The 12,346-nt window shown below is 35.2% G+C and carries 11 protein-coding genes; 10 read left to right on the top strand and 1 reads right to left on the bottom strand.

Annotated features, from left to right (window positions below; genetic code table 11):
- The first annotated feature begins 182 nt into the window (after window positions 1-182).
- The gene (gene tuf, locus WKT03_RS11745) at window positions 183-1,370 is read left to right on the top strand and encodes an elongation factor Tu (protein ID WP_008402040.1); all 1,188 of its coding nucleotides are present in this window, start codon (window positions 183-185) and stop codon (window positions 1,368-1,370) included.
- Window positions 1,371-1,653: 283 nt separating this feature from the next.
- Here tuf and WKT03_RS12660 read toward each other — a convergent pair whose 3' ends face one another.
- Window positions 1,654-1,977, bottom strand: coding sequence for a helix-turn-helix domain-containing protein (locus WKT03_RS12660; RefSeq protein ID WP_445293054.1), 324 nt, complete (start codon window positions 1,975-1,977; stop codon window positions 1,654-1,656).
- A 678-nt stretch (window positions 1,978-2,655) separates the two neighbouring features.
- On the opposite strand from WKT03_RS12660, the gene WKT03_RS11740 reads away from it, so the two are divergent.
- The 9 genes from WKT03_RS11740 (at window position 2,656) to WKT03_RS11700 (ending at window position 12,341) form a co-directional block, all read left to right on the top strand.
- Window positions 2,656-2,793: a hypothetical protein gene (locus tag WKT03_RS11740; protein WP_340392207.1), complete on the top strand. Its 138-nt coding sequence runs from the start codon at window positions 2,656-2,658 to the stop codon at window positions 2,791-2,793.
- 64 nt (window positions 2,794-2,857) lie between these two features.
- The gene (locus tag WKT03_RS11735; protein WP_340392205.1) at window positions 2,858-3,478 is read left to right on the top strand and encodes a hypothetical protein; all 621 of its coding nucleotides are present in this window, start codon (window positions 2,858-2,860) and stop codon (window positions 3,476-3,478) included.
- Between the two features lie 79 nt (window positions 3,479-3,557).
- Window positions 3,558-4,145 carry a hypothetical protein gene (locus WKT03_RS11730; protein ID WP_340392204.1) on the top strand — a complete coding sequence of 196 codons (588 nt, stop codon included), beginning with the start codon at window positions 3,558-3,560 and terminating at the stop codon, window positions 4,143-4,145.
- Entirely contained in the window at window positions 4,145-5,674 is a 1,530-nt protein-coding gene (locus WKT03_RS11725) for a type I restriction-modification system subunit M (RefSeq protein WP_340392203.1), read from the top strand. The genes WKT03_RS11730 and WKT03_RS11725 overlap by 1 nt, the downstream gene beginning before the upstream one ends.
- Window positions 5,675-5,701: 27 nt before the next feature.
- Window positions 5,702-6,451, top strand: coding sequence for a DUF6414 family protein (locus tag WKT03_RS11720; protein WP_340392202.1), 750 nt, complete (start codon window positions 5,702-5,704; stop codon window positions 6,449-6,451).
- A 15-nt stretch (window positions 6,452-6,466) separates the two neighbouring features.
- Window positions 6,467-7,750 carry a restriction endonuclease subunit S gene (locus WKT03_RS11715; RefSeq protein WP_340392201.1) on the top strand — a complete coding sequence of 428 codons (1,284 nt, stop codon included), beginning with the start codon at window positions 6,467-6,469 and terminating at the stop codon, window positions 7,748-7,750.
- Complete coding sequence (locus tag WKT03_RS11710) at window positions 7,743-10,955, top strand: type I restriction endonuclease subunit R (RefSeq protein ID WP_340392200.1); 3,213 nt, start codon at window positions 7,743-7,745, stop codon at window positions 10,953-10,955. The genes WKT03_RS11715 and WKT03_RS11710 overlap by 8 nt, the downstream gene beginning before the upstream one ends.
- Window positions 10,955-11,686: a M48 family metallopeptidase gene (locus WKT03_RS11705; RefSeq protein WP_340392199.1), complete on the top strand. Its 732-nt coding sequence runs from the start codon at window positions 10,955-10,957 to the stop codon at window positions 11,684-11,686. The genes WKT03_RS11710 and WKT03_RS11705 overlap by 1 nt, the downstream gene beginning before the upstream one ends.
- A gap of 46 nt (window positions 11,687-11,732) precedes the next feature.
- Window positions 11,733-12,341 carry a hypothetical protein gene (locus WKT03_RS11700; protein ID WP_340392197.1) on the top strand — a complete coding sequence of 203 codons (609 nt, stop codon included), beginning with the start codon at window positions 11,733-11,735 and terminating at the stop codon, window positions 12,339-12,341.
- Window positions 12,342-12,346: the final 5 nt, after the last annotated feature.

Below are 12,346 nucleotides of genomic sequence, written 5' to 3'. Positions count from 1 at the left end.
GCCGTGCCTTTCGACTTAAAAGAGTAAAATAAATCATATCAGCAGGTAAAAAGGTTGAAAATCCTTATGCCTGCTGGTATAAAGAGATAAAAAAAGGTTGAAAATCTTTTATATATTCTATATAATGAGTTTTAGCCAAGCATAGCCCTTAGGGGTACGAAATTTAAGGAGGATATTAAAAAATGGCAAAGGAAAAGTTTAATAGAAGTAAGCCACATTGTAACATTGGTACAATCGGTCACGTTGACCATGGTAAAACAACATTAACAGCAGCTATCACAAAAGTTCTTTCAGAGAGAGTAGCTGGTAACGCAGCTGTTGATTTCGCTAACATTGATAAGGCTCCAGAAGAGAGAGAAAGAGGTATCACTATCTCTACAGCTCACGTTGAGTACGAGACAGAGAAGAGACATTATGCTCACGTTGACTGTCCAGGACATGCTGACTACGTTAAGAACATGATCACTGGTGCAGCTCAGATGGATGGTGCTATCCTTGTTGTTGCTGCTACTGATGGTGTTATGGCTCAGACAAAGGAGCACATCTTACTTTCACGTCAGGTTGGTGTACCTTACATCGTTGTATTCTTAAATAAGTGCGATATGGTTGATGATGATGAGCTTATCGAACTTGTAGAGATGGAAGTTACAGAACAGCTTGAAGAGTACGGATTCAATGATTGCCCAATCGTTAAGGGTTCAGCTCTTAAGGCTCTTGAAGATCCAATGGGACCTTGGGGAGATAAGATCATGGAACTTATGGATACAATAGATTCATACATTCCAGATCCTCAGAGAGATACAGATAAGCCATTCATCATGCCTGTAGAGGATGTATTCACAATCACAGGTCGTGGTACAGTTGCTACCGGTAGAGTAGAAGCTGGTGTTATCCACTTAAATGATGAAGTTGAAATCGTTGGTATTAAGCCAGAAATCCAGAAGACAACTGTAACAGGTATCGAGATGTTCAGAAAGCTCCTTGATGAAGGACAGGCTGGTGATAACATCGGTGCTCTTCTTCGTGGTATCAAGAGAGAAGATATCGTAAGAGGTCAGGTTCTTTGTAAGCCAGGTTCAATCACATGTCATACAAAGTTCACAGCTCAGGTTTACGTTCTTACTAAGGACGAGGGTGGTCGTCATACACCATTCTTCAACAACTACCGTCCACAGTTCTACTTCAGAACAACTGACGTAACAGGTGTTTGTAACCTTCCAGCAGGTACAGAGATGTGCATGCCTGGTGATAACGTAGAAATGACAATCGAACTGATTCACCCAATCGCTATGAGCCAGGGTCTTACTTTCGCTATTCGTGAGGGTGGTAGAACTGTAGGTTCAGGAAGAGTTGCAACTATCATCGAGTAATCGTTGATTTAGTATCATAGAAACTTAAATACAAGCCGCAATTCCTCATTTTATGAGGAGTTGCGGTTCTTTTTTCGTCTAAAGAAGATTAGCGAACGCAAAAGAAACCCATTTCAAGTTTTTTACTCAAAATGGGTTCGTGATACACATAGAAAAAGACAGTTTTTATCTGTTGCACACACTATGCGGATTTATTCATCCTTATGAGGCCAGTTATCTTCCATTCAAAATACTATTCTTTGGTAATTTTACCAGAGGCTAAGTCCTCTTTTTTTTCAGGTATTCAGGAAATCATCCAACAAAGAATAATCAAAACCGACTGCGACGTGCTTTTCAGTTGGATCGGTGGGATTTGCAACCTCGTACAAATTCCTGGCGTAGTGTTATCCAGTTCAAAGAGAGCGTACATCACATCTTCCGCTGCGTATAGGGAAGGTTCGTAGATGGAGCGGTAATTACAGTCTAAGGCTTTTGCCAGCTCCTGTATCATATCCTCCTTGGGTGGGCGGTTGCTTATTTCATACTGCCGGATTCGCACGTCGGATAAGCCTACAGACCTGCCGAGATGTGCCTGCGTCAGTTTGCGGAAATTTCTGATTCGTTTTATTCGTTCGCCAATAGAGCAGTAGAACCGGCTGGAGAAATCCAGTCGGTTTTTCTGCGTGCCGAAATGGTATTTCTATACCGTAAAATGACACAGGTGAATTTAGAAGTGTCTTCTGCCAGATACGCATTTTGGATATCCGGGGCAAAATGCTGTATCGGTTAGGGAAAAATCCCTAAAACCCTTTGGATACAGCATAGGTACTCCACTTTTTGGAGCACCTTTTAGAAAATAACGCCAATAAATGGAGCACTTTTGTAAAAATGACTCAAAAAAGTGGAGCACCTAGAAAATATACAGGGTTTCAGAGGAGAATCCCATGCCTTGATGCACGAATGGGGATGTGGGCACAGAGCGCGTATCTGGCGAAGGACTGGGCGAGAAGAGATATCTTCTCAGTAAAAATGAAAAATAAAATTCACTATTAATAGTTCAAAACAACCATAACAAAAAACTTGACAAACAATAAAATGGATGATAAAATAACTACAAGCTGAATAAATTCAGCTTTATTTTAAAAGAAATTAAAGTTCAAAACAACCATAACAAAAAAGACTACAAGGCGGCAACCTCATAGTCTTTATGAAATCGTGGCGTTATATGGAATTGCAACGACTCTGAATGAAATTATTATAGCATAGAGTGCCAGAGATTTCAATTGTTATGAGAAAGGAGAAAAACTTGGCACAGGAAAAAGAAGAGAAAAAAGACGATGTAGAGTATATCTATACTACATACATCACCAAGAAGGATGGCACTAAGGTGTATGCCAGTCAATATGGAATAAAAGCATTTAGAATTCCGAAAGTGAATAAATAACAACATGAATTAAGGTGCTGCGATTCCACCTTTACTTGATTCTTAGAAGGAAAAGGTAAAGAATATGAAACAAAATAATACAAATAAGAATATCAATGTTGGTAGTACATTTAATGGACCAACACAAATGATTGGCTCTGTAGTAATTAACTCGCCACACGAGGATTTGGTTGAAGAACCTGCAACATATCAACCCGAACCTTTATGGAGAAGCCCATTTACACTGGCGGTGTTGTCGTGGGTTAGTGTGATTATAGGAGTACTTGGAATTGTTCCAATCGGTAATATTATAGGAAGTGCACTTGCTCTTTTCAATGATTCTTTTCAAAGAAAAACAACAGAAGAACTCCAATTATGGATATGGTTATTTCTTATAGCAATGATACTTTTGGTTATCTTCATTACATTAAGAGGCATTGCAAAAAAGCAAGTAAGATATCCATTATTCTGTAATTTGGCAATTAGCGGATTCGGAAAAAGAATCGTTATTGAGAAAATACATATTTCCAAGTGTCCGCGTTGTGGGGGAGAAATGAGATACTATAATAAACCGGTAGAATGGATTGATCATTATATTGATGGTAAAGTGAAGCGTGAAGTTACAAAAAGAGTTCCGGTTTTAGAGTGTAAGCGTAACACAGAACATTGTTATAGAGTTGATACTGCAGAGGATAGGGTAAAATAGTCGAAGTGGTATATGGTCCATTCTGATTAAATTTAGAATGGACCATACAATAAATAATTTGATAGGTAGGAGGTAAAGTGTGAGACTAACTGAATTAGCCAATATCAATACAGGTCTTGTTACTGCAAGGAAGCAAGCCAAAGTAACAGATCAAGAAATAATAAAATATCGAACTTTGAATTTAAAAGTGATTAATGAAAAAGGATATATTGAAGACAATTTAGTTGAAGAGTTTGAGGCAAATGAGAGAATTAAGCCGGTTTATTTAACGAAAGTGAGAGATATCGTTGTTCGATTGACATATCCGTTTACGGCGGTGCTTATAGACGAAGCGCATGAAAATATGATTATTCCTTCTCATTTTGTGGTTATCCGACCTGATAAGGAAAGACTATTGCCGGAGTATCTATATTGGTTGCTGAATACTGAGAAAGTAAAGCAAGAATTACAACAAAATATCAATAGCACTACAATAGGAACGGTTAAACCAATGTCTTATGCTGAATTGGATATAGAACAGATTACTTTACAAGAACAAGCTCAAATTGGCGAAATATATATGCTGGCAAAAAAAGAATTATATTTATTAGACCAGATTATGGGACAAAAAGAATTGTATTATAAAGAGGCCATTAATAGAATACAGAAAGAAATGAGGAAAAAATAATGAAGACAACAAAGAGTGATATCGAAAAGGTTTTATGGAAAGCATGTGATAGTTTCAGAGGAAAAATTGATAGTTCTAGATATAAAGATTACATTTTATCTATGTTGTTTGTAAAATATTTGAGTGATGTATGTACAGAAACAAAAGAGAAATATACGCAGCAGTACGCAGGGGATATACGAAGAGTTGAGAGAGCTATGAGTAGAGAACCTTTTGTATTGGATGAAGAATCTACATTTGAGTATCTTTATGAAAATAGAAATGATGCAGAAATAGGTCAGAAAATTAATATAGCTTTAAACAATATTGAAGAACATAACAGTGGTAAACTTAGAAATGTATTTCGTGCGATTGATTTTAATTCTCAAGTTGACTTTGGTGAGAAAAAAGAAAAAAATGCAACATTAAAGAATTTATTAAATGATTTTCATGATTTAGATTTGAGACCTTCTGTATTAGAGAGTAATGATATTATTGGTGATGCCTATGAATATATGATTGCAAACTTTGCTTCTGATGCCGGAAAAAAAGGTGGCGAATTCTTTACACCTAGTCAGGTTTCAAAGCTGGTTGCTATGTTGGTAGAACCAAAGGAAAATGACAGAATTTATGATCCTACTTGTGGCAGTGGAGGATTGTTATTAAAAGCATATGCGCAAGCAAATACAAACAAAGTTGCTATTTATGGACAGGAAAAGAATATGCAAACATGGGCATTGTGTAGTATGAATATGTTTTTGCATGGAATTGATGATGCAAAGATTTGGCAGGGAGATACTTTGTCCAATCCTCAGAATTTGGAAGATGATAAATTGATGAAATTCCAGTGTGTAGTAGCAAATCCACCATTTTCGTTGGATAAGTGGGATAGCGGTTTCCTTCCGGAAGTTACTGATGAAAATAAGAAGCCTAGAATGACAGCAGATTTAGATATATACCATAGATTTGATTGGGGTGTACCGCCTTCAAGTAAGGGAGATTACGCGTTTGTGCTTCATATGCTTCATAGTTTGGATACGGATAATGGACGTATGGCAGTTGTATTGCCTCATGGAGTATTGTTCAGAGGGGCATCAGAGGGAAGAATCAGGGAACAACTTGTTGAACTTAATTTACTAGATGCTGTTATAGGATTGCCGGCTAACCTTTTCTATGGAACTTCAATTCCTGCATGTATTTTGGTGTTTAAGAAAAATCGTAAACGTAGTGATGTGTTGTTTATTGATGCTAGTGGAGATGGAAATTTTGAAAAGGGAAAAAATCAAAATATCTTGAGAGATGAAGATATTAAAAAGATAATTGATGCTTATAAGGCATACGAGAATGTAGATAAATATGCTTATAAGGCATCAAGAGAAGAAATCCGAGAGAATGAATATAATCTCAACATACCGCGTTATGTTGATACCTTTGAAGAGGAAGAACTTATAGATATTGATGAAGTGCGTGCTAATATTGCAAGTATTGAAGAGAAGCTTAAGGTAGTTCAGGAACAGATGGATAGGTATTTAAAAGAGTTGGGATTATAGTCCTAATTATAGGAGAGAAGGTGGCGTATGTTTAGAAGTTTTATCTACTTAGATCAAGAAAAAATGTATTCTTATCTTAGACAAATAGATGCGGATTATGCTAATCAACCTGTGGAATTTAGCAAGAAAAAAACTAGAGGTGGTTCGTTGGGAATGGACTTCCTTGGATTGAATGCAGGAACTGAAATAGAAGAAAAGCGAGAAGTTACAAAAGATGTAATAAAAGATTATGACCGATTTGAAAAGAAATTGGAGGAATTGTCTGGAAGTGAGTATTTTGATTTAGCATTAGATGACTATGATATAAATACTGTTCCAAGAATGAGTATCATAAGAGTCAACGGAGGTTTTGAAATACCTGAAGAATTTGATATGTTTAGCATGGCACAGAAATTCATGCCTTTAATAACCAGTCAAATAGAAACAACAAGTGATAATGAGAGAGAATTGATGGAAACGTTTTTGGGAAAAGCTTCTGCGGATATTCCAATTGTTATGGAGGATGATGAACTCACAATTGCAAGTAAGCTGAGTATGGGTAATCTTGAAGAGGAATATGCAGAGTTGGAAGAATATAATGAGCAAGAAGTTTATATGCTTTGCAAAGTAGTAGGAATAATGCAAAAAGACAAAGTTGAAATCTTCAATCCACTTAAGGATTTTATAAAGCTTCCAAGAGCAGTAAGAAGGGGGATGGATTCTGACACTCAGGGTATGGAAACTATCTTAGTTGATGGTCCGGTATTGAAAGTTGAAGTGATAGCAATATACAAGTAGGAAGATGGTAAAAGTATGCGTGAAGATATAAAGGAACGTATTGAAATTTGCTCTGTTGGGAAGGTTCCCGACGGATATAAGAAATGTATTGCGAGTATAATTCCTAATGACTGGAAAGAAATGGATTTTTGCGAATGTGCAACAATACAGAGTGGATTAGTAGATCCAAAGAAACAACCATATAGCGATATGAAGCATATAGGTCCAGAGAACATAGAAAAAGATACAGGAAGAATTGTGAATGTTGTAAGGGCTAAAGATCAAGGTCTGATTTCCGGGAAATTTGCATTTGATGAAAATAGTATTATTTATAGTAAGGTAAGACCGAAACTTAATAAGGTTTGCATACCTGAGTTTGATGGTATTTGTAGTGCGGATTGCTATGTAATGCAAGTGAAAGAAAATATTAATAAAGAATATCTATATTGGTTCATTTTGTCTGAATATTTTTTGAAACAAGCAATTGCATGTTCTATGAGAACAAAAATGCCAAAGGTAAATCAAAATGAGATTAATTCATTTAAAATTAATGTACCGTCCTTAAGAGAACAAAGTGGAATTGTAAAAACATTGAAGACTTATGAAGACTACTGTGAATTATTGCAAAAGTTAATAAAACAAAAAGTTAAGTATTTTGAATGGTTGGCTGAGCAATTATTGAATGGTAAAATTCGAATCTCAAATAGTACTGATAAATGGAAAAAGGTTAAAATTGGGCAATTTATTGATGAAATAAATGAAAAAACAACACATAATAACCAATATGAAATATTATCTGTCACTAAAAATGGAATTTGTTTACAAAAAGACCAATTTAACAAGCAGATAGCAAGCAATGATAATATAGGATATAAAATTGTGAAAAAAGGAAACTTAGTCTTTAGTACAATGAATTTGTGGATGGGAAGTTTAGATGTGTTGAATAGCTACGATATAGGGATGGTTTCACCAGCATATAAAGTATTCAAATTCAATAGCAATATTATGTTGAACGAATTTGGCAAGTATTATATGAAATCTAAGCATATGATATGGAGATACAAAATTAATTCAGAGCAAGGCGCTAGTGTTGTAAGAAGAAATTTAGATTTGAAGGGATTATTGAATAATGTGGTTTCAATCCCTACAGTTTATGAACAGCGAAAAATTGCAGAAATTTTAATGGCTGTGGAGAAAGAGATAAAGTTACTGGAAGAAAAAATGCAATATGTGCAACAAGAAAAAAAAGCTATGATGAAGCTACTATTATCCGGAACTGTACGTATGAATGAGATATATGGAGATGAATTATATGGATAGTAATCTTTATTTAGAAGATAATATAAGCAAGAAGCCAGCTTTGGATTTATTACAGAATATGGGATATACATATCTTACACCAGAAGAATGTACATTGCAGCGTGGCGGTAAATATCAAGTCTTACTTAAGGGGATTTTGCGTAATCAACTTAGAAAAATAAACCGTTTTGAGTTTGGTGGCATTGAGCAGGAATTTTCATCCGCAAATATTGAAAGAGCAATTGAAGATTTAGACGAGCCATTAACAGATGGTTTAATAAAGACAAGCGAAAAAATATATGAAGCCCTTATGCTTGGTAGAAGCTATCAGGAAACAGTTGGTGCTGGTAAAGTTTTAAGCTTTGATTTGAAGTATATTGATTGGGATAACTTTGAGAATAATGTATTTCATGTTACGGAAGAATACATTGTCACAAGTCACGATGGAGAACATACAGTTAGACCGGATATTGTTTTGTTTGTGAATGGTATTCCTTTTGCTGTAATTGAATGTAAGGCACCTCATATCTCTGTTGAACAAGGGATAGAACAGATGATACGTAATCAGCAGGGTGAATATATTCCGCAACTATTTAAATATATTCAAATTGTGATGGCTACAAATAAGAACTCTGTAAAATATGCAACTACGGGTACTGGGAAGAAATATTGGAGCATTTGGAAAGAAGAAGATTTAGATTATTTAGAAACAGCTAAAGCAAAGTATGTTGAAGACAGAGTGGCTACCGTACAGGATGAAAATATTATATCCTTGCTTTCGATTGATAGGCTGAAAGAATTGACAAAGTATTTTGTTATTTATGATGCCAATGTAAAGAAAATATGTCGTTATCAGCAGTATTTCGCTATTAAAGAAATTATAAAAACAATTAATACCAATGATGTTGAAGGAAACAGACAGAGTGGTGTTATTTGGCATACACAAGGCTCTGGAAAATCTTTAACAATGGTTATGCTTGCAAAATATATTCTTTTAGAAATGGCAAGATTTGAACCCAAGGTAGTCATTGTTACGGATCGAAAAGAATTAGATAAGCAAATTGCAAAAACGTTCACACATACCAGATGTAAGCCTGCAAGAGCTACAAGTGGTAAGAATCTTATTGATTTAATCAACGAAGGAAAAGTAGATATTATTACAACGATTATCAATAAGTTTAATACAGTTGAGAGCAGCGGATTGAAAAATTTAAGCAGAGATGTATTTGTACTTGTTGATGAAAGTCACCGGTCAAATTATGGTGAATTGTCTACTAAAATGAGAGTTGTATTTCCGAATGCTTGTTATATTGGTTTTACAGGTACACCACTTATGAAAAGTGAAAAAAATACTATGACTAAGTTCGGGAAACTCATTCATAAATACACAATCAAAGATGGGGTAGATGATAGAGCAATTGTACCATTAATTTATGAAGGTAGATTCGTTGAACAGACTGTAGATGAGGCAAATATTGATTTGTGGTTTGAGCAGACAACGAAGAGGCTTACAGAGTCACAGAGAGATGATTTAAAGCGAAAATGGAGTAGTATGAAACGTCTTGCTTCTACGGAAGCAAGAATAAAGAGAATTGCGTTAGATATTAATAATCATTATGTTGAAGGATATAAAGATACCGGATTTAAAGCTATGCTTGCAACCAATCGAAAACGGGATGCAGTATCATATCTGGCATGTTTCGAGCAGTTTGGTGATTTGAATTGTGAGGTGTGCATTTCTCCACCAGATATGCGAGAAGGTGTTGATGATATTGATGAAGGAACAGACAATAGAGTTATTGCATACTGGTCTAGAATGATGAAAAAGTATGGTGATGCAGATGCGTATGAAGATTCTGTAAAAAATCGGTTTGTAGATGGTGAAATTGATATCTTAATTGTTTGTAGCAAATTGCTTACTGGTTTTGATGCACCTCGATGTCAAGTTTTGTATATTGATAAGGAGCTGAAGGAACATGGTTTGCTTCAGGCGATAGCAAGAACGAATCGTTTGTATGATGGAAAAGATTATGGCCTTATTGTAGATTATCGTGGTTTAATCCAAAAGCTGGATGATGCAATGAATATGTATAGTGGTGCTGGACTTGAAAATTTCGAGGCAGGAGATTTGAAAGGGGCAATTGTAGATATCATCAGTGCAGTAGGGAATCTGCGTCAATCTTATACTAGATTAGAGGATTTATTTGTATCAATTAAAAATAAGAATGATGTGGAAGAGATAGAAGTATTTCTTGCAGATGAAAAAATTAGAAACGAATTCTATGAGCTATTATGTCAGTTTGGTAAGGAATTAGCAATTGTACTTAATTCAGAAAGTGCATATGAAAATGTTCCTAAAGAAGAGCGACTTAAATATCAAAACGCATTTGCGTTCTACTCAAGAGTAAGGCGTTCGGTGAAAATTCGTTATAATGATGCAATTGATAATAAAGAATATGAACCATTAATGCAAAATCTTCTTGATACACATATGTCTGCCGTTGGGTTAAAGCAAATAACAGAACCAGTTGATATTCTCAATCAATCTGATTTGGAAAAGGAACTTGAACAATTAGGTTCTTTACGCTCTAAGGCAGATGCAATTCAAGCAAAACTTACCAAAAGTATAAGCGTTAAAAGAGACGAGAATCCAGCGTATTATGATAGCTTTTCAAAGCGAATTAAAGATGCTCTTCAGGAATATAAGGATAGAGTTATAACAGATGCTGAATATCTTGCAAAAATGCGTTCCATTATGCAGGATTATGCAGCCGGAGTATCTACTGTAAAATACCCAGAGAAGTTGAAGGGAAATGTACATGCACAGGCGTTTTATGGTGTTGTTAGTGCGATTTTAGAAAACGAGTGGGAACAGACATCGGATGTAAATTGTGTTGCAGACAAGTCGGTAGAATATGGTGGTAAGCCAATTCCCACACAAACAGCACTGCTGTTACGCGATGATAGCACTTCATATACAGTATCAGAAGCACAAGTAAGGCAAGACATGATTGCGGATATTTCGATAAAAATAACTGATATTGTAGAAAGACACAGCCGAGTCGATTGGACTAATAATAAAAGCATACACGATAAAATAGCACAAGATATTGATGATATGTTCTATGAATATGAATGTGCCGGAAAGTGTAAATTCTCGTTTGAGGTAATCGATAAAGTTATTGAAAATGTAAAAACAACAGCATTAAGGAGATTTAAAGGGTAATGAGATTAGATCCGGAACAAAGAGTAGTGCATTGTGAGAATGGTGATATTCTGTATTTACTCACAAGAAAGTCAGTCAAAAATGTTAATTTGAGAATAAAACCGGAAGGGAAAGTCCTTGTATCTGCAAATGATAGTGTACCGTTAGAATTTATAGATGCTTTTATTGAGAAAAAACAGCGATACATTTTTTCGGTATTATCAAGATATGAGGAAAAGAAAAAGTTGATTCAATCTATTCCTAAAAGATATGTGAGTGGCGAAAGTTATGATTTGCTTGGTAAGAGTTTACGTTTAAAGGTTGAAGCGAATAAGGATGAAACTGTATATACTGATGGGGTGTACATTTTTCTAAGGGTGAAAGACAAAGATGATTTTCGCCACAAAGAAATCATGATGTCAAAATGGTTTAAACAATATCAGACGATGGTATTTGAAGAGTTGCTGCAAGAAAAATATTTACTGTTTGAAAAATATGGTGTGGCATATCCTACATTGAAAATCAGATATATGACATCTCGATGGGGATCATGCCAACCGAAAAAGGGGATCATTACTTTGAATAGTAAATTAATTGAGGCACCGAGGAACTGTATTGAATACGTGATTTTGCATGAACTTGTACACCTTATACATCCCAATCATTCAAGACAGTTTTGGGATTCCGTTGCAATGATGATGCCGGATTGGAAGGAACGTAAGGAAGAACTGGAAAAAAGGATATATATTTAAGAGACAATTAAGTCAATTGAATTTAGTGAGATTGGAGTAATTTTTTGTGAATAAAGTTAATTTCCCTTTCTGGGATGATGAGGTTGAAAAAGCGATTACAGAGATTTATCGAGTAAGAAGTCAGATTCAAAGTGTAGGTGTAAGAATGAAGACTAATGATATTTCTAATGAGGATTTTTCAGTGTTTTTGAATAATATTTATGAAACATTGCTGTATTGGACTGGACATACATATATTGGGCATCAGAAGAAGAAAAATGTTCAGAATGCATATCAAGCTTTTTTTGAAGCACTGTATGATTTCCTTTTTACTTGCAGAGAACTTGGGAATCCTTTGCTTAATTCTTTTTCAGATAAAGTTTTGTATCGCGGTTTACTATATAGATTTTTAGGACATGGATCAGTGGAAGAGAATGCTAATAAAAGAGTAGAACCACAATATAACAATATTTATGTTTCATGGAGCAAACAACCTCAAAACCACTACATTGAAAATAAATTATATGGCACAATGACTTTGCTGACTTGTAAAGTAGATGAACCATATTACGGAATAGATTTAGAGGCCTTTGGTGTAGTTAGAGGTCAAGAAGCTGAGGTTGTATTTCCGACAATCAAAGAAACAATAACAGAGGTTAAGTACATCAGAGAATAGACAGT

The organism is Coprococcus sp. HCN-4056, assembly GCF_037892645.1.
Lineage (GTDB): Bacteria > Bacillota > Clostridia > Lachnospirales > Lachnospiraceae > Coprococcus > Coprococcus ammoniilyticus.
This window is presented reverse-complemented; position numbering and strand designations above follow the sequence as displayed.

Bases quoted from the DNA above. Each gene is read 5' to 3' on its own strand.
- tuf (WP_008402040.1), top strand. From the start codon at position 183: ATGGCAAAGGAAAAGTTTAATAGAAGTAAGCCACATTGTAACATTGGT.
- WKT03_RS11735 (WP_340392205.1), top strand. From the start codon at position 2,858: ATGAAACAAAATAATACAAATAAGAATATCAATGTTGGTAGTACATTT.
- WKT03_RS11725 (WP_340392203.1), top strand. From the start codon at position 4,145: ATGAAGACAACAAAGAGTGATATCGAAAAGGTTTTATGGAAAGCATGT.
- WKT03_RS11720 (WP_340392202.1), top strand. From the start codon at position 5,702: ATGTTTAGAAGTTTTATCTACTTAGATCAAGAAAAAATGTATTCTTAT.
- WKT03_RS11715 (WP_340392201.1), top strand. From the start codon at position 6,467: ATGCGTGAAGATATAAAGGAACGTATTGAAATTTGCTCTGTTGGGAAG.
- WKT03_RS11710 (WP_340392200.1), top strand. From the start codon at position 7,743: ATGGATAGTAATCTTTATTTAGAAGATAATATAAGCAAGAAGCCAGCT.
- WKT03_RS11705 (WP_340392199.1), top strand. From the start codon at position 10,955: ATGAGATTAGATCCGGAACAAAGAGTAGTGCATTGTGAGAATGGTGAT.